Below are 19,579 nucleotides of genomic sequence, written 5' to 3'. Positions count from 1 at the left end.
TTTAAAATCCATATTGAGTGGACGAAAAACCTAATGTTTTCAAACCCACTTTTACCTCAGGTGCCTGCATAAATAATTTCCAAATCAATCCCGTACGATGATTTTCAATCATGGGAACAATTGTACCTTGATCAATGGCTAAATAACGTGGAGTCACCCAATTATAATGAGGCGAAAAGGCATCATAAGGCCCTGCAACCCCAACTAAAGAGCTCTTTTTTTCATCATACAAATAATGCAAAAATTTCATGCTTTCCGCTGGTGTAAAGGGGAATGAAGATAAAGCTGCCGTAGGCGAAATTACTCCCGTATCATTCAACGGTTGATGTGCCGTATATCCTGTAGAACCATCGGGATTTCTGGTGTAACTAGCTGTTAATCCCCAACATTTATCGGAATAACCCGCCCATTGTTTTGGATTAGCAATACAATATTGATTGATGATTTTAGAATGGTTCTGTGTCACTGTCCAATAATTTGCATACGCATCCGTTAGTCCTCGAGGATCCATTCCCAAATAAGAATATTGTGCCCAAAACAAAGGCCCAACATTTCCTGTAGCCCCGTTATAATTAAAAATTACCGGTATTCCATATTGAGAACTTCCGTTTGCAATTGCACCGTTACGAGCCCAAGCTTGATGATACGCTGCTGCTGGAATTGGATGTGTTGGAGAAGCTGCACCCATAACATAAGTAATCAAACATTCGTTGTAACCTTCTAATTTGAAATTCATTTCCCAACCATAATTAGGAGACCAGTGCCAATACATGGCATTTTCACCTTTTGTGTACCAATCCCACTCTACACCTTTCCACAAATTATCTGCTTTGGCAGCAAGCACTTTTTCTGCGGTATTTCCGTTTTTAAAATATTCTCTAACGGTTAACAATCCTTGGCATAAAAAAGAAGTTTCAACAATATCCCCACCATTATCTTTTGTTCCAAAAGGGATTACTTTTCCTGTTGTTCCGTTTATCCAATGCGGCCATGCACCATGAAAACGTTCCGCATTTTCCAAAAAAGTCATTGCTGTTGTAAGTCGGGAAACGGCTTCGGCTCTTGGTACAAAACCTCGTTCCACACCTACAATAAGTGTCATTAAACCAAATCCTGAACCTCCAGTTGTAATAATATTAGCTTCAAAACTGGGATCTTCAGTAAGGTAACGTTCCCGTGCCAATTTTGAATTGGTTTCGGCATATTCCCAAAAATATTTGATAGCATCTTTTTGGACTTGATCCATCGCTTCCGTATCAGTTAAAGGAACTGTGGGCACTGTCGGACTCGTTGGCAATGGAGTTCCGCCACCTTTTCCTTCAGGAGATGATGAGGAACAAGAAATAAAAAGATTTAAAAAAATTAGTCCGTATAAGTACTTTTTCATTTTTATAAAATAAAAGTATTAATAATTCAAAAAACACCTAGTCTATGGAAAACTAGGTGTATAAGAGTGCTTTTTATCTGTTGTCTTTTTCTAATTTAAATAAAGCGACAACTTCATTATCAGAAAGAGCTGCATTGTATATTCTGAATTCATCCATCATACCGGTATAATTCAACATCCAACCATCCGGAGCACCCCATGGAGTACCTAAATGTTGTTGAAATCCTCCAATAATGAATTTTGAAACATTCGAATTGGCAAGATCCCCATAACCAACACCTCCGGTAAGAGGATCACTTGCATATCTCTTCGAGATTGAAGCGGGTAAATCAAGCTTTTGTCCATCAATGTACATGCTGTAAGTAGAACTAGCTCCACTATAAGTCCACACAACATGTTTCCATTTTCCAAACATATTCGTTAAAACATTTGTACCACCATGCTCAATAAACTGACCAGACCATGCAATACTTGGCATTACATCTTTTTGAACGTGATTTTTCACTAACATTGTTGTTGCTGGACCTGTACCTTCAATTAATGAGAAAATATTCCCCCAGAAATCAGTTGTTTTTGGCAACATAAATAATGACTGTGCTCCTCCTGTGTGTGGATTTGTATTGATCCACATAGAAACGGTAATGCTTTTTACATCAACCAAAGAACTCGCTACTGCATTGTAAGCAATAAAAGAACTTGAAGATCCTTTATAAGCCATTCCTTTGATTCCGTTTCCATAAGTTACATTTGTACCTACCCCACCAGTTATTCCATTTTTTGAATCTGCAATACTGTTCTCAAAACTAAATTTAGTAACTAAATTAGCGGCAGCAACGTCATCTGAACTTTCATACCCGCCAATTGCTTCATAAGCAATTGGGGCATTAACTTTATCTATACTATCCTCGTTACAGCTCACAAAAAACTGTGAAGCTAAAACAGAAGCAAATAAGAAAATATATTTATTTTTTTTCATTTTACTGTTTTTTTAAATTAATACCCAGGATTTTGTGTTGACAATCCACCTGCTTGTGTAATGAAAGCTTGTGGCAATGGAAACAATTCATGTTTGCCTGCAACAAATGTTTTTCCATCAATAGCAAAAGCAGCTACAGCTTGTCCTGTACGAACTAAATCAAAGAATCTATCATGCTCAAATGCCATTTCTACTCTTCTTTCTTTCCAAATTGCAGTTTTTACATCGCCTTGAGAAACAGCAGTTGTGTTCCCTAATCCAGCTCTTGTTCTGATTTGGTTCAACAAAAGAATCGCAGCAGGAGTTTGATTCAATTCATTAAGCGCTTCGGCTTTCATTAATAATACCTCAGCATATCTCAAATATTTGATATTCACATCGGTTTCCCAACCATCTGTGAAAGCAGATGAATACGCTTTATAGTTGTATCTTGGATTTTCAACAGTCAATGGTACTACTCTACCATCGTATAATGTAGTTCCTGCAAAAATGATTGTTGCATTTTTTCTGACATCACCAGCTTCATAAGCATTTACTAAACTTTGAGATGGTGTGTTGAAACCCCAACCCCAACCACCGGCACCACGAGCACCTTGTGTATTAGAATATCCAGAAATTCCTTTGGCTGGCACTGAACCTGTACCTTGGATTTCAAAAATCGATTCGGCATCATTCTCTCCTGCCAATTTATACATAGAAGCATAATCAGAAACGATAGCATATCCTGTAACCAGGTTACAGTTGTCCACTACTTTCTGCCAGTTCTTTTGGTATAAATTTATTTTTGCCAATAAAGCGTAGGCAGCTCCTTTTGAAGCTCTTCCTTTTTCAGAAGCCGCATATTCTGATTTGTTTGGCAATACCGCAATAGCATCATTCAAATCACTTTCGATATAAGCATATACTTCGTCACTTGATTTACGTGTTAATTGCATAACTCTATCTTCTTCTGAAGAAGGATTTGGTAAATGATCGATAATTGGAACGCCACCATAGGTTTTCACCAAAGTGAAATACATAAAAGCTCTCAAAAACTTAGCTTCTCCCAATAATCTTGCTCGTAAAGCAGGATCTGCTTTATCTAATTGCGGGATAATACTTAATGCTTGATTGCATCTGTTAATTCCTTCGTAATTAGCTGCAAAAATCTCACTTGTAGATGGCGTTGAAGCGTTATAGGTTAAGGCGTCCATTAAATCTTTATCGGAACCTGTATCTCCTGGAGACGATCCTTTGTCAGCATCATCAGAAGCAATACTTGACAACCCAATCCAAGAAAATGAAGTCATGTTCCAATCTAAAAACTTACTGTAGATTGCTGTTACAAAAGTGGCTGCTCCTGCATCATTATTGAATAATTCAATGTCTTTTGTAGAAATAGATTCTGTTTGATCCACATCTAAATAGTCGTTTGAACATCCCGAGAAAAAGTATGCGGATAGCGCAAAAATTGATATATATATCTTTTTCATTGTATTAAAATTTTAAATTAGCACCAATAACAACTGATCTTAATGTTGGGTATGCATCCAACTCAATACCTTGTGTTCCATAAGGATCTCCATTACCATTTAGTTCCGGAGAGAAACCTGAGAATTTTTGAGTGATAAATGGATTTATAGCATTTACATATATTCTGCAAGAATTTAAAAATTCTCCTTTCAAAGGAATTTTATATCCTAAAGTAATATTGTTGATTCTAAAGAAATCCCCAGATTCTAAATAGTAAGTAGATGCTACAGGAACTTGATTAAACGGACCAGGTTTTGAAGCAGTTGTATTGTTTACTGTCCAAAAATCTGTTGCTAATGAATCTTCAATATTTTCTCCTGTAAAACGTTGTGCTTTTTTACCATTGTACACTTTAGCACCAGAAGTACCGTATCCGTCCACTGAGAAATCAAAGTTTTTATAGTTCATCCCTAAAGTAACACCATACGTTGAATTTGGTAAAATAGAACCAACGTATTTTTTATCAGCATTCGCATCTAAAGCATCTTGAGTTACTTTGGCTCCTGTTGCAGTATAGTACAACATTTTCCCATTTGTAGCATCAAAACCAGCATACTCATACATATAGAAACTACCTAATGGTTTCCCAACAGAAGTATTATCTAATAATTTTGTCCATTGTCCATTTCCTAAATCTCCACCTGTAATTGGCGCAAGCGTAGCATCTTTCAAACCTGTCAATTCATTTTTGTTGTTAGAGAAATTCCCTCCAACCCAGTAACTTAAATTATCGGTTAATTTATCGTCCCAACGCAAAGCAATCTCATATCCTTTATTAGACACTTCTCCAACATGTGCCGGTGAAGAATTACTTATACCGGAAGTTATGTATGGTCTTGTGTTTAAAATAACATTTGTTGTTGTTTTATCATACACATCAAATGATCCTTTCAATCTGTTGTTCAATAATTCAAAATCTAAACCTGCAGACGTTTCCTCGGTAATTTCCCATGATAAACTTGGATCTACTTGAGAATTGATAGTAGTACCTTCATTCAATATAGAACCTCCTAAATAATACGTAAGACCAGAACTATATGCTTGGTTATTAAGAGGAACATTTTGGTTTCCTAATTTACCCCAGCCTCCTCTTAATTTCAATAAGTCTATTCCTTTTGCGTTAGCCATAAACTCTTCTTTGGTGATGACCCATCCTAAACCAAAGGCCGGAAAAGTTCCCCAACGATAATCTTTACCAAAATTTGATGAACCATCACGTCTGATTGTACCTGTAAATAAGTATCGGTCCATTAATTTGTATTGGAAACGACCAAAATAAGAAGCTATTTTATTTTCATTAAAAACCTCATCTCTGTAATTAACAACCGTTCCTACATAATCAACACCTGCTAATGACCAGTAATTTGAATCTGCATTTACATTTTTTCTGGCAACAGTCAATTGTTCTCTAGCGCCTCTAACTGAAGTTTCGATACCTGCTGTTAATTCAATATCATGAATATCAGCAAAAACTTTATTGTAAGTCAGGTAATTAGATAGGTTCCAATTGAAATATTGATTTCTGCCTTTTGTCAATAAATTAATATTTTTATCCGCTGGATAAATAATACTGCTTAACTGCCCCGGATTATTGTTCGACTGCCAAATTGTTTTAGTGTCTTCGAAATTGTAATTTTTCCAAGAATAATATTCCCCGTTAAACTGTGAGGTGAATTTTAATGATTTTAAAATATCATAATCTAATTTCAAACCACCTTGTAGTGTTATGCTTCTTTGCTCTTCATCAAAATAATCCAATTGTGCTACAGGATTTCCAACATTGTTAAAAGAAGAACCTGAAGTGCCAGCAAAACCGTCAGCACCAACGTAAGAAACACCGTATTGTCCATTTGAAAAACGAACAGGAACAATTGGAGATTGTTTGTAAGCGTTAGTAAAAGCGCTTAATGGTTTTGGTGTTGAATTTGCTGAACCAAAACTGAAATTTTGATTTAAAGTCAGTTTTTTAGAAATTTTGAATTCGTTATTGCTTCTAAAAGTAGTACGACTGTAATCCAATCCGTTAAGAATTGCTTTCTCTTGATAATTTCCTAAACTGAAGAAGTATTTAATATTCTCCGATGCTCCAGAAACTGAAACGTTATTTTGAGTATATGAACCTGTTCTGGTAATGGCATCAAACCAATCTGTGTTAACAGGTTGATCCTGTGAAAAAGTTGTGGTTTGTAAAGCAGAATTCGAATAATGTGAGTACTTATTACTTCCTGCCATTTTTACTTTTTTCAAAGGCGCTCTAAAACCTGCAAAACTTTCAAATTCTACAGAAACTTTGTCTCCTTTACCTTTTTTAGTTGTAATAATGATTACACCATTGGCAGCTCTGGTTCCATAAATTGCTAATGCAGATGCATCTTTCAAAATTTCGTACGAAGTAATATCATTCGTATTAACGTTATTGATATTCTCCGTAGGCATACCATCTACAATATATAAAGGAGTTCGTCCACCTAAAGCGGTACCCAAACCTCTAATAATTACTGAAGGAGTACTTCCTGGTAAGTCTGACGAAATTACCTGAACACCCGCCGCTTTACCTTGTATGGCTTGCGAAGCATTCAATACTTTAGTTTTAGATATTTCCTCTGCTTTTAATGAAGTAATTGCCGTAGTATTATCAATTTTTTTTCTGGTTCCATACCCAATGATAACCACTTCTTTTAATTCAGTGTCTTTGGATTCTTGCAATTGTATGCTCATGGGTGCAGCTGTTGCAGGAACTGATAATGCATCAAAACCTACCATGCTAATTTTTAATACCTCACCTACTTTGGCATTGATATTAAAATTACCGTCAAAATCGGTATCAGTTGAAGTTTTAGAATCAGCCGCAACTATCATGGCTCCAGGAATCCCAATTCCATCCTTATCTAATACTTTTCCCTTAATTACTTGTCCAGACATGTATGCCGGTAGTAAAATGAGTGCTAAAAAGCTAAAAATAATATTTCTCATATAATAATGATTTGTTAAAGTTAGTGGAGCCAAAGTAAATAATTACAACGTTATAGTAAGCAAAACGGCGATACTACACGAATACATCAAAACAGCAAAACAAGATCATAAATCTATGTATTACTGCCTATAAGAGCGGTTATGAGATACTACACTACATCTATATGATGTAGTAATGATGTGTTGTAATTCCGTAATAAATACACTGAAATAATATATTATCTATAAAAAATAAAGCTTATTTATACAGTTAATAAAAATTTAGAGAGATTTTCGTCCTGAACAAGGTTTAATTTCTTTCTTAAGCGGTAGCGATGAAGTTCTACACCTCTAAAAGAAATATTCATCATGGGTGCAATTTCCTTGGACGAAAGATTCATTTTTAAGTAAATACAGAGCTTAATATCCTTCGAAGTTAGGTTTGGATATTTTTTTGAAAGGTTAATTATAAATTCATTGTGAATTTGATTCAAATTTGTTTCAAACGTTTCCCATTCATGTTTGTTAACAGCATTGATTTTTATGGCTTTTTTGATTTCACTTTTTAGTTTATTAAAATCCATATCTGAATCCAGAATACTTTGAATATTCTCAATCATTTCACTTTGTTTCGCAATCGAAAGTGATTTTCCAGCAACCTCTGAAGACTTCGATTGCAATTCCAGTTCTAGAATATGTTTTTCATATTCTTGAATATTCAATTCGTTTTCGGCCTTTAATTCCATCTCCAGAATTTTCTTTTGATGTTTTAATTCTTCATCACGCAACTCCAGTTTCTGAATGTATCGCATTTTATTCCATTTGTAATACAGATACAATATGCCTCCAATCACTATCAGATATAATAAAATCATCCAAATAGAAAAATACCATGGTTTAGCCACAATAAATTGAAAGTTGGAAATTTTATCATAATTCAATCCGTCGTGAAGGTAAACCGTAATCTCATTGGAACCGCTATTTAAATTATTCAAAACAATCAAACCTTCATTTACAGGAATAAATTCTTTGGCACCATTTATTTTATAAAATAAATTAGGTCTTGTTGCTCCAAAAACACCTGATATTACATGTATGCGAAGCTCCGAATTGTATGGAATCTTTGAGTTATTTTTAACCAAATCATTATTTACAAAGGCTTCAACACTTATATTTGATGCTTTCTTGTTTGCATATTTTAATTGCAACGAGATAAAACCATCATCCAGATTCAACAGGTAATTATCTTTGTTTTTGAAAACTTTTACATTGTCATTAATGATTTTTCCCTTGTAATATTTCTCTTGAATAATAGTGCGGATGAATTTATTGTCATGCGCATAAATATGATATAAAAGCCCTTCTTGCAGTATCAGAAAGTGATTTTCATCAATAGAAACGATGTTTGATACATTTTTAAAATTAGTATTAAACAATTCATTTTCTTCTAATTGATTGGTAATTGAATTATAGGTGTACCACGATTTATTGATTAAAAACAAAATTTCATTTCTGAACTCAAATATTTTCACTCCAAAATCATTGCTTATTTTGCTGTGCTGGGTGACATTCTTGATATCAGTTGTTTCGTATGCATCGTTATACAGAATTCGATACAAACCTCTATTGTTATCGGCAGCCCAAATTTCGTTTTTTCGGTTTTGCGCAACATATTTGATAGGTTTCAATATTCCTTTTATAACTATCTTTTGATTCAAATCATTACTGTCATTATAAATGATTACACCGCTGTATGTTGCTTGTAAATAGGAATTATTAATACTGCTTTTGACTAAATTCCAACCTCCGTTTATAGTACTTAATTTAGAAAACAACCCATTCTCGTATATAAAAGTGCCTTCGTTATGACCTATGAGGTATTTATTATTTATTTTACTGATGTTCCAAGCTTGCCCTTGCGTATTAGGAATTAACGAAAGCACTTTGTCTTCATATTTAAAAACGCCATGATTGGAAGCCATCAAATAGCCTTTTGGAGTACTTGCCACGGAATAAACGGAACCTAAAATCCCTGAATTATCATAAAAAATAGAAATAGGAGAATTAACCTCGATATGAGCAATTCCGTTGTCTAACCCCAACCACAAATCATTTTCTTTGTCCAGGCCAATACTCAAAATAGAATTGTTCATCAATACATTATTTCGATTGATGTTTTTATACGAGCCAGAATTCAAATCAAAAATATAAACCCCTTTATTAGCCGTTCCTATGATTAATTTATTATTTTTAATGAATTTGGCAACGTTGATATTTGCTGCTTTCAAAATATCATTTAATGCACTTTTCCAAGTGCTCAGAATACCATTTTCTTCCACATAAACCCCATTTTTTTTAGTAAAAAAATACGTTTTGTTTTGGTGTTTTTCAATAGCATGGATGACGTTATTCTCTAAAACGGACCAACCTTCTATCTTTTCAAACTTGGAATTCTTCATTTTATAAATTCCTTTTTCCACCGAAGCAACCAATAATTCATTACCAACCGGAAAGCAATAGGAAACCAGAAAATCAAATTTACTTTCTTTAATTACTTTTCCGTCAAACTGGAAAAGCCCATTAAAAGACTGAAAGTAGATTTTATTATTGAATTTAAATATCTTCCAAATTTCTTCATTATCACTGTCGTCAAAAACTTTAGTTTTATTGGAGTTAGAAATAGAAACGTAATGCATCTTTCCTTCTTTTCGGAACCAATACCCAAATTCTTTATAAGAACCGGTATAAATGCGGTCACCGTCAACCATTACGGAGCGAATGATTGTTTTGTTTGGCAAGCTGTTTTTCTCCCACTTTACGCCGTCATAGCGCAATAAATAATAATTATTGGCAAAATACATGGCGTTATCATTTCCTTGTGCTACACTCCAAATCTGATTATCACCTTGATAATTTGATTTGCTGTAATTCTCTACAAAAGGGAGTAATTCCTGTGAATAAAGTTGGAATGAGATAAAATAGAGTAGGATTATTGATGTAATTCTTGCTTTCAAAATGTGGTATTTTATATCCAAATATAATTAGATTTATCAAATAAAAGGCATAAAAAAAGCCTCTGTTTACAGAAGCTTTTTTTGAGTTGGTTATTTTCTTAATTCGTCAGTAATTCAAATACCTGATTGGCAATTTCAATTTCTTCATTGGTAGGAATGACTAATATTTTAGTCTTTGAATCTGGTGTGTTTATTTCTCTAATTTCTTTCGAACGAATTTCATTTTTGGATGCATCCAATGCTATTCCGAAATAATCCATATCCGTACACACTAATTTTCGGATGTACGAAGAATTTTCTCCAATCCCAGCCGTAAAAATAATGGCATCGAGCCCATTTAAAACAGCCGTATACGAACCAATATATTTCTTTATTCGATACGCATTCATCGCTAAAGCCAATTGACAATCTTCATTTCCATTCTCCGCATTCGCTTCTATGTCCCTCAAATCGCTGTAACCAGTAAGCCCCAGCATTCCACTTTGTTTTTGCAACATCGTATTCACCGCTTCAAGCGAATAACCCAACGAATTTACCAGATAAAAAATCACAGATTGATCCACATCTCCGCTTCGGGTTCCCATAATTAATCCGTTCATTGGACCAAAACCCAACGTATGATCAATACTTTTTCCGTCTTTTATAGCGGTCATACTACAACCGTTTCCTAAATGTATCGTTATGATTTTTGCCCCTTTATTCTGAGAATTCTGCTTCAAATAATGAATTGCATTTTCCGAAACATATTTGTGACTCGTCCCGTGAAAACCGTAAACACGTATTTTATTTTCCGTCAAAAGGTAATTTGGTACCGCATATTTGTGCGCTACAACAGGAATCGTTTGATGGAATGCCGTGTCAAAAACAGCCACTTGTTGTGCTGAATTAAAAATTTCCTCGGCAACATTTATTCCTTCTAAATTTGCAGGATTGTGCAAAGGTGCCAAATCAAAAAGCTGTCTGATTTTATCTTTTACTTCACTGGTAATGATTACCGTATTCGAAAAAGCGCTTCCGCCATGCACCACACGATGCCCAACAGCTTCTATTTCATCCGTACTTTTAATCACCCCTACTTTTTCATCCATCAGTAATTTGGCAATTTTTTCTAAACCAATTTTATGGTTTGCAATAGGCAACGTTTCTTCTAATTTAGTCGTATCCGTTACATACGTTAGGTTTGAAGTTTCCAGTCCTATTCTGTCGATCATCCCCGAACAAATAACTTCATTTACCGGCATGTTAATCAATTGGTATTTTATGGAGGAACTTCCTGAGTTTATAATTACTATTTTCATTTTATAATCCTTGTGCTTGAATCGCCGTAATCACGACTGTATTTATAATATCATCTACCGTACAACCACGGCTTAAATCATTTACCGGTTTATTCAACCCTTGTAACATCGGACCTATTGCTAATGCTCCTGTTTCTCTTTGAACCGCTTTATACGTATTATTTCCTGTATTTAAATCCGGAAAAATCAGAACGCTGGCTTGCCCTGCCACTTCTGAATTTGGCATTTTACTTTTCCCAACAGCCATATCAACGGCTGCATCGTATTGAATAGGGCCTTCAATTTTTAAATCGGGGCGTTTTCTTCTCACTATTTCAGTTGCCGCTCTTACTTTATCTACTTCATCTCCTTTTCCGGATGAACCTGATGAGTATGAAAGCATGGCAATTTTTGGTTCAATACCAAAAGCCAAACTAGAATCGGCAGAGGAAATGGCAATTTCTGCCAATTGTTCCGCAGTAGGATTTGGATTAATGGCACAATCTCCAAAAACAGAAACTCTGTCCTCTAAACACATGAAAAATATCGAGGAAACCACAGAGGAATTGGGTTTCGTTTTAATGAATTGTAAAGCCGGCAAAATAGTATGTTGCGTGGTATGTGCCGCTCCGGAAACCATTCCGTCCGCGTGCCCTTTATACACCATCATAGTTCCAAAATACGAAACATCTTCCATTAAATCCTTAGCCATTCCTATGGTTACATTTTTTGCTTTTCGCAACTCATAATACGTATTTACATAATCATCATAATGCTCTGATTCTATCGGATTAATGATTTCTATTTTAGAAAAATCGAAAGGAAGTCCCAACTCCGCCACTTTATTTTCAATTTGTTTTTTGTTGCCAATAATCGAAATATCAACCACATCCATCGTCAATAATTGTGAGGCTGCAATAATGATTCGTTCGTCATTTCCTTCCGGTAAAACAATGTGTTTTCTATGCTGTCTGGCTCTTTTTACTAAATTATATTGAAACATTTTTGGTGTCATTCCATCCGCTTCAAAAGTGATTAGCTTTTCAGCCAAGTTATCTAAGTCGACATATTTTTCGAAAGTAGTAATAGAAATTTCAATCTTCTGCTTGTTGTTTGCGTAAATTTTGGATTTAATGGAACCTATTTTATTGGTAATATAATACGTTCCTTCTTCCACCGCAATAATTGGAACAATGGTAGAAAGTCCTTCTATCAATTTCAAAATACTGATTTCAGGCAAAATATTTCCTGTCAAAACAATTCCCGAAATGGTTGGATAATTTACGGATTCATTGGCCTGCAATGCTCCTAGAATAATATCGGCACGGTCTCCGGGCGTTATCACCAGACTATTCTCTTTTAAATGCAACAAATAATTGCACAATTGCATGGCGCCAACGCTAAAATTTCCAGTTTGATTGTTCAAGTGTGCCGAGCCAAATAAAACTTTGGCATCCAACTCATTTACAATTTCCTGTACGGTTGGATTATTCAATTTATGAATCAAAGGAATGGAGTTCACCAATATACTTTTGGGTAAACTTTTCTTTAGACCGTTAGTAACCAATTCAATATTCTCTGGCTGCACTTTATTGGCGATTACAGCCAAAACTTCGACATCTTTAACTTTGAATGAATCGTATGCCAAGTAAAGACTATCAATTAATTCCTCTAATGTTTTTCCAACTCCGGAACCCACGATAATTGTTGGAATACCCAGATTTTTAGCAATCAGAACATTCATGTCCAATTCGATGACAGTTCCTTCCCCTGTAAAACTGGTTCCTTCAACCAAGACAAAATCGAAACGTTCTTCTAATTTCTTGTATTTTTCAATAATCAAATCGAGAACCTCTCCTATTTTCCCCTTGTTCTTCTTTTTGATTAATTTACTTTTTGTAATGGCATACGCATCTTCAAATTCAATATCCATCCCAAAATGACCAATCACGGTTTCAATGTGATTGTCAAATCCTCCTTCTTCAAAATCTTCCACAATGGGTCTAAAATAACCTACTTTGGCCATCTTACCAATAAGCATACTCATCAATCCCAACGTAATAATCGATTTCCCACTATTTTGTTCGCTTGTTGCAATGTATATGGCCTTGTTCATTTTTTTATTTTTAAATTTAATTCCAAATGAATTGGATGTAATCCTTTTTTATCCCTAAAACCAACGGCGTTTTTTAAAATAAATAATCATTCCAACCACTATTAAAGACATAGCACCCATAACGGTATGATAGCCATAATGACGTTTCAGTTCTGGCATATATTCAAAATTCATCCCGTAAACCCCCACAATAAAAGTCAGCGGAATAAATATAGCCGATACAATGGTCAGGGTTTTCATAATCTCATTCATCTTATGCGTTTGTGCCGAGAAAAAGAAATTAGATGCACTTTCCAAAGAACTCATATCAGATTCAATTTGTTCCAAAAGCTCTAAACTCTTTTGATGCAATCGGGCAAAAAAGCTAAAAGTATCTGCTTCCATAACATTAAATATGTTATCGTCTTTTATGCTTTTTATATCATACAACGAATCCCTAAGCGGAATGATAGAACGTTTTAAAAAATTTAAATTATCCCTGTGTTTCTCTATTTTTTCTAAAATTATGGGATCCACACTTTCCTTGGTAAGATTGATCAATTCCTCTATTTTATCTTCCTCGCTTTCTAAAGTGATGTAGAAATTTTCCATGATGGCATCCAGAAGGATGTACAACAAATAATCCGCTTTCTTAGTTCTTACAATTCCCGAATGGGTTCTAATGCGTTCTCGAATGTGGGTGAAGAAATCACTTCGCTTTTCCTGAAAAGAAATCAGAATCCCGTCTTTTAACAAAAAGCTAATTTGTTCGACACTTATGTTATCCGAATGTCCTGTGGGTAAAAGTGATTTTATGTTGAAAAATAGAAAATCATGAGACTCTTCCAGTTTTGTTCTTCGGGTGGTATTTAAAATATCAGCCAACATAAAATTATCGATTTTAAAATAATTTCCAATCGATTTTAGCCACTCCACATTATTTAAACCGTGAATATTAATCCAGTTTGTTTTTTGTCCCTCAATATATTTATCTAAATCCGAAACCTTAAAATCCTCATACTCGGTAAGATCCAAATCATCATAAACAAACAACTGCAGCTCTGATTCCTTACTTTTATGAATACCAGTATATTCTAAATTATAAGGTTGTGTTTTCTTTCCTCTCTTGTACTTAATTTTTCTCATTCCAGCTGATTTAAGTAGTAATATTACAAAAAACTTTTACAAAAAAATCGTTTTTTGGCACTTTTGACATTCCTAAAAATGAAAAAAACAGGTTTAATTTAATATTTAAAAAAGCAAAGATACCTCGAAATAATAATTCCTTACATGAGAAAAATCATGTTATGACATGGAAAAAGCAATTAATAAACGATTGTTAATTATTGTTAATTATTTAAAATCGCACCTCAAAATGGTCTTTTTATAAAAAATATATCAATAAATTTGAACTTTAGTCGTAACAAAACACAATAAAATACGACTTATAGACCATAACCAATTATAAACTTTATTAATACATTAACTAAATGGTGAAAAAAAAACTAACCCTAATTATTACATGTCTGTTATTTTGTTTTGCGCAAGGCACATTTGCACAAAGTAAAAAAAAGAAAAGAGCAGACAAAAATGCCCCTGCTAAAGTAGAAGCAAAAGCACCCGAATCTAAAGACGGTAAGAAAGAACCTAAACCGTACAAAAAAGTTATTGACTCAACCGCAGTAACACAAAAAGGATTAATTGACATTCATAAAATTAATGACAAATATCTTTTTGAAATTCCAGACTCCCTTTTAGGAAGTGAAATAATGACAATTACCAGATATTCTAAAACTCCAGCCGGAGGAGGAATTTTTGGAGGAGAAGAAATCAACAGACAAGTGGTTCGTTGGGAAAAAGGGCTGAACAACAACATCCTTCTTAGATCAGTTACTTACGTTATCATGTCTCCGGACGGTGACAAACCAATGGCTCAAGCGGTTAAGAATTCAACTTCGGATCCAATTATTGGAAACTATGATATCTTGGCATTCAAAAAAGATTCAACCGGTAAAAATAATGCTGGATATGTAATCGATTTAACGAGTACTTTCGATGGTGATATTCAGACTTTTTCATTAGATCCAATTAAAAAACAATTGTTAAACATTGTAGCTTTTCAAAAGGATAAATCATTCATCTCAAAAATAAGCAGTTATCCAATAAATACTGAGATTAGAACTGTAAAAACATTTACAACTACTCCACCGCGTATTTCAATTACTCCAACACCACAAATTGGAGTTAATTTACCTTCTGCTTTAGATGCAGGAGTAGTAACGGTTGAGATGAATACTTCGATGATTTTATTGCCAAAAACACCTATGCGCAAAAGAGAATTTGATGCACGTGTAGGATATTTTGCAAACGAATACGGAGTTTTTGAAGAAGAATCTCAAAAATCAGACACTAAAACTTTTGCTGTAAGATGGCGCTTAGAGCCAAAATCTGCCGAAGATGCTGCAAAGCAAAAAAAAGGGGAATTAATTGAGCCACTAAAACCAATTGTATACTACATTGATCCAGCTACACCTGACAAATGGAAAAAATTCATTAAACAAGGTATTGATGATTGGCAAGTTGCCTTTGAAGCTGCAGGATGGAAAAATGCTATTCGTGGCGAATATTGGCCAGAAAACGATCCAACAATGAGTTTGGAAGATGCCCGTTTTTCAGTATTGAGATATTTTGCTGCTGAAATTCAAAATGCATACGGACCAAATGTACATGATCCTAGAAGTGGTGAAATTTTGGAAAGCCACATTGGTTGGTACCATAATATCATGAGTCTTTTAAGAAACTGGTACTTGATTCAAACTGCGGCTGTAGATCCTGCAGCAAGAACAAAAAAGTTTGATGATAAATTAATGGGAGAATTAATCCGTTTCGTTTCTTCTCATGAAGTAGGACACACTTTAGGATTACGTCACAACATGGGAGCAAGTTCTGCCACTCCGGTTGAAAAACTAAGAGATAAAGCGTACCAAGATAAAAACGGACATACTTCTTCTATTATGGATTATGCACGTTTTAATTATGTGGCACAACCAGAAGATGGTGTTACAGCCTTATTCCCAAGAATTGGGGATTATGACAAATGGGCTATTAAATGGGGGTATTCTTATTTTGACGGAGCTAAAACTGAAACTGAGGAAAAAGCGAAGTTGAATGAAATGACTAAAGAAGCATACAAAAATAACCGTTTATGGTTTGGTACTGAAAGCAGTCCTTATGACCCAAGATACCAAACAGAGGATATTGGAGATAATGCGATGAGAGCTTCTGAGTACGGAATCAAAAACCTAAAAAGAATTTTGCCTAATTTATTAGAGTGGACTAAAGAAAACGGGGAAAGCTATGCTGAACTAGACGAACTTTACGGTGCACTTACAGGACAATTCAGAAGATATATGGGCCATGTTACTAAAAACGTAGGTGGAATCTATGATTCTCCAAAAACGTATGACATGACAGGAAATCAATTTGAAGTAGTTCCAAGAGCTATACAAAAAGATGCTGTATTATTCTTGAACACTCAATTGTTCACCACTCCAAAATGGTTATTGGATCAAAATATCCTTTCGAAAATAAACCCAGAAAGCGGTGTTGAAGCAATCAAAGGAATGCAAGATGCTACCTTATCAAGTTTATTGGCTGGAGATAGAATTGTTCGCCTTATAGAAACTTCTTCTATGAGTAAAAACAACTATACCGCTGATGAATTAGTAAGCGACTTAAAAAATGGAATCTTCTCTGAATTGAAAGGAAGCGGTTCCATTGATGTGTATCGCAGAAACATTCAAAAATTGTATGTTGACAAAATGATCGAATTACTTAAACCAGGTACAGCCATGGTTAGATCGGTTCCTGTAGGAGTTACTTACGGTTTCACGACAAGAAGAGTAAATCTTGCTCAAACTGATTTACCTTCTATTGCAAGAGGTCAATTGAATAGTTTGAAAAACGAGATGAAGTTAGCCTCATCAAGAATGACTGATCGAATGAGTAGATATCACTTACAAGATTTAATTTCTAGAATAGGACAAGCTTTAGATCCTAAATAATGAATTAAAAAAGGGAAAATGTTCAACAACATTTTCCCTTTTTTTTATGTTGTATTTGATGTTATTATATTGTAGAGACGCATTGTATAAATGCATCGTAGAGACGCACCGTATCGATGCGAATTTTATAAACGAAGATTGCATAAATGCACATTGAAAAATACACACGGTAGAGACGCACTGCAGTGCGTCTCTACAATGCGTCTCTACATAAATAATAATAATAATAGAATAACAAAACCCGACCCGTTTCTAAAACAGGTCGGGTTTTTTATTTAACCCATAAAAAAAACCGTTCACCAATGGCGAACGGTTTTCTAATTCAATAGTAGAGATACACCGCAGTGCATCTCTACGGGAAATTATTATTTTACTTCTTCGAATTCAACGTCTTCAACATTGTCTCCTTGAGCAGCATCCCCTTGAGGTTGTGCTTCACCTTGACCTTGTTCTCCTTGAGCATACATCGCTTCAGTTGCTTTTTTCCAAGCAGCGTTGATGTTGTCAAGAGCAGTTTGAATTGCAGGAATGTCTTGAGATTGGTGTGCCATTCTCAATTCAGTTAATGCATATTCTACAGCAACTTTGTTTTCATCAGATAATTTAGAACCTAATTCTTTCAATTGAGTTTCAGTTTGGAAGATCATTCCGTCCGCTTCGTTCAATTTTTCTGCTCTTTCTCTTAAAAGTTTGTCAGAATCAGCATTAGCTTCTGCATCTTTTTTCATTCTTTCGATTTCTTCAGCTGTTAATCCAGAAGAAGCTTCGATACGAATATCGTGAGATTTTCCAGTTCCTTTGTCAGTTGCAGAAACTTTGATGATACCATTAGCATCAATATCAAAAGTTACTTCAATTTGTGGAACACCTCTTGGAGCTGGTGGAATACCATCTAAATGGAAACGACCGATAGTTTTGTTGTCAACTGCCATAGCTCTGTCTCCTTGTAAAACGTGGATTTCAACTGTTGGTTGAGAATCTGCAGCTGTAGAGAAAACTTGAGATTTTTTAGTTGGAATAGTTGTGTTAGACTCAATTAATTTAGTCAAAACACCACCCATAGTTTCGATACCTAAAGATAAAGGTGTAACGTCAAGTAACAATACATCTTTTACATCTCCAGAAAGAACTCCACCTTGAATAGCTGCTCCAATTGCAACAACCTCATCAGGGTTAACTCCTTTAGACGCTTTTTTACCAAAGAATTTTTCAACTTCTTCAGCAATTCTTGGCATACGAGTAGAACCACCTACTAAGATAACTTCGTCAATATCAGAAACAGATAAACCTGCATCTTTCAACGCTTTAGCAACTGGTGCCATAGAACGTTTTACTAAAGCGTCAGTTAATTTTTCAAATTGAGCTCTAGTTAATTTTTTAACTAAGTGTTTTGGTCCTGAAGCCGTAGCAGTTACGTATGGCAAGTTGATTTCAGTTTCAGCAGAAGAAGACAATTCAATTTTTGCTTTCTCAGCAGCTTCTTTCAAACGTTGCAATGACATTGGATCAAGACGTAAGTCAATACCTTCTTCAGCTTTAAATTCGTCAGCTAACCAGTCAATAATTTCGTGGTCAAAATCATCTCCACCTAAGTGAGTATCTCCGTTCGTAGACAATACTTCGAAAACTCCGTCTCCTAATTCAAGAACAGAAATATCAAATGTACCTCCACCTAAATCGTAAACAGCAATTTTTTGATCTTTACCTTTTTTATCTAAACCGTAAGCAAGTGCAGCTGCAGTTGGTTCGTTGATAATACGCATTACTTTAAGACCTGCAATTTCACCCGCTTCTTTTGTAGCTTGACGTTGTGCATCATTAAAGTAAGCTGGAACAGTGATAACTGCTTCAGTAACAGTTTGACCTAAATAGTCTTCAGCTGTTTTTTTCATTTTTTGAAGTGTCATAGCTGACAATTCTTGAGCAGTGTACAAACGACCATCAATATCCACACGTGGCGTATTGTTGTCCCCTTTTACTACTGAATAAGAAACTCTTTTTGCTTCAGCTGTAATTTCTGAAAAAGAGTGACCCATAAAACGTTTGATAGAAGCAATAGTCTTAGTTGGATTAGTTACCGCTTGTCTTTTAGCAGGATCTCCTACTTTAATTTCTCCACCTTCAACAAAAGCGATGATAGATGGTGTTGTTCTTTTTCCTTCTGCATTAGGAATAACAACTGCTTCATTACCTTCCATTACAGAAACACAAGAGTTGGTCGTACCTAAATCAATTCCGATTATTTTACCCATTTTTAATATATTTAATTTTATTGTATACTTGTTTTAATGACTCGAAGTCG

General features: G+C 34.8%; 10 protein-coding genes. 1 reads left to right on the top strand and 9 read right to left on the bottom strand.

The window, feature by feature from the left end; all coding sequences use genetic code 11:
* Position 1: 1 nt before the first annotated feature.
* The 8 genes from Q1W72_RS14755 to corA form a co-directional block, all read right to left on the bottom strand.
* Positions 2-1,387, bottom strand: a complete 1,386-nt coding sequence (locus Q1W72_RS14755; protein WP_099715053.1) for a glucoamylase family protein — start codon at positions 1,385-1,387, stop codon at positions 2-4.
* A 73-nt stretch (positions 1,388-1,460) separates the two neighbouring features.
* The gene (locus Q1W72_RS14750; RefSeq protein WP_302136051.1) at positions 1,461-2,363 is read right to left on the bottom strand and encodes a LamG-like jellyroll fold domain-containing protein; all 903 of its coding nucleotides are present in this window, start codon (positions 2,361-2,363) and stop codon (positions 1,461-1,463) included.
* A gap of 17 nt (positions 2,364-2,380) precedes the next feature.
* Complete coding sequence (locus tag Q1W72_RS14745) at positions 2,381-3,835, bottom strand: RagB/SusD family nutrient uptake outer membrane protein (protein ID WP_302136049.1); 1,455 nt, start codon at positions 3,833-3,835, stop codon at positions 2,381-2,383.
* 4 nt (positions 3,836-3,839) lie between these two features.
* Complete coding sequence (locus Q1W72_RS14740) at positions 3,840-6,848, bottom strand: SusC/RagA family TonB-linked outer membrane protein (RefSeq protein WP_302136047.1); 3,009 nt, start codon at positions 6,846-6,848, stop codon at positions 3,840-3,842.
* 242 nt (positions 6,849-7,090) lie between these two features.
* Complete coding sequence (locus Q1W72_RS14735; protein WP_302136046.1) at positions 7,091-9,841, bottom strand: histidine kinase; 2,751 nt, start codon at positions 9,839-9,841, stop codon at positions 7,091-7,093.
* Positions 9,842-9,939: 98 nt separating this feature from the next.
* Positions 9,940-11,139 (bottom strand): acetate/propionate family kinase, encoded by a 1,200-nt coding sequence (locus Q1W72_RS14730; protein WP_302136044.1) that lies wholly within the window; start codon positions 11,137-11,139, stop codon positions 9,940-9,942.
* A 1-nt stretch (position 11,140) separates the two neighbouring features.
* Positions 11,141-13,234: a phosphate acetyltransferase gene (pta, locus tag Q1W72_RS14725; RefSeq protein WP_302136043.1), complete on the bottom strand. Its 2,094-nt coding sequence runs from the start codon at positions 13,232-13,234 to the stop codon at positions 11,141-11,143.
* Between the two features lie 54 nt (positions 13,235-13,288).
* A complete protein-coding gene (gene corA, locus Q1W72_RS14720; protein ID WP_302136042.1) occupies positions 13,289-14,359 on the bottom strand; it encodes a magnesium/cobalt transporter CorA in 1,071 nt (356 codons plus the stop codon).
* Positions 14,360-14,703: 344 nt separating this feature from the next.
* On the opposite strand from corA, the gene Q1W72_RS14715 reads away from it, so the two are divergent.
* Positions 14,704-17,277, top strand: coding sequence for a zinc-dependent metalloprotease (locus Q1W72_RS14715; protein WP_099715045.1), 2,574 nt, complete (start codon positions 14,704-14,706; stop codon positions 17,275-17,277).
* Between the two features lie 365 nt (positions 17,278-17,642).
* On the opposite strand, the gene dnaK is transcribed toward Q1W72_RS14715, so the two are convergent.
* The gene (gene dnaK / locus Q1W72_RS14710; RefSeq protein WP_099715044.1) at positions 17,643-19,529 is read right to left on the bottom strand and encodes a molecular chaperone DnaK; all 1,887 of its coding nucleotides are present in this window, start codon (positions 19,527-19,529) and stop codon (positions 17,643-17,645) included.
* Positions 19,530-19,579 lie beyond the last annotated feature (50 nt).

Origin of the sequence: Flavobacterium sp. ZE23DGlu08 (assembly GCF_030505335.1) — a bacterium.
Classification (GTDB): domain Bacteria; phylum Bacteroidota; class Bacteroidia; order Flavobacteriales; family Flavobacteriaceae; genus Flavobacterium; species Flavobacterium algoritolerans.
This window is presented reverse-complemented; position numbering and strand designations above follow the sequence as displayed.

Excerpts from the sequence above, each read along its gene's own strand:
- Q1W72_RS14755 (WP_099715053.1), bottom strand. The coding sequence starts at position 1,387 with ATGAAAAAGTACTTATACGGACTAATTTTTTTAAATCTTTTTATTTCT.
- pta (WP_302136043.1), bottom strand. The coding sequence starts at position 13,234 with ATGAACAAGGCCATATACATTGCAACAAGCGAACAAAATAGTGGGAAA.
- corA (WP_302136042.1), bottom strand. The coding sequence starts at position 14,359 with ATGAGAAAAATTAAGTACAAGAGAGGAAAGAAAACACAACCTTATAAT.
- dnaK (WP_099715044.1), bottom strand. The coding sequence starts at position 19,529 with ATGGGTAAAATAATCGGAATTGATTTAGGTACGACCAACTCTTGTGTT.
- Q1W72_RS14730 (WP_302136044.1), bottom strand. The coding sequence starts at position 11,139 with ATGAAAATAGTAATTATAAACTCAGGAAGTTCCTCCATAAAATACCAA.
- Q1W72_RS14745 (WP_302136049.1), bottom strand. The coding sequence starts at position 3,835 with ATGAAAAAGATATATATATCAATTTTTGCGCTATCCGCATACTTTTTC.
- Q1W72_RS14740 (WP_302136047.1), bottom strand. The coding sequence starts at position 6,848 with ATGAGAAATATTATTTTTAGCTTTTTAGCACTCATTTTACTACCGGCA.
- Q1W72_RS14715 (WP_099715045.1), top strand. The coding sequence starts at position 14,704 with ATGGTGAAAAAAAAACTAACCCTAATTATTACATGTCTGTTATTTTGT.
- Q1W72_RS14750 (WP_302136051.1), bottom strand. The coding sequence starts at position 2,363 with ATGAAAAAAAATAAATATATTTTCTTATTTGCTTCTGTTTTAGCTTCA.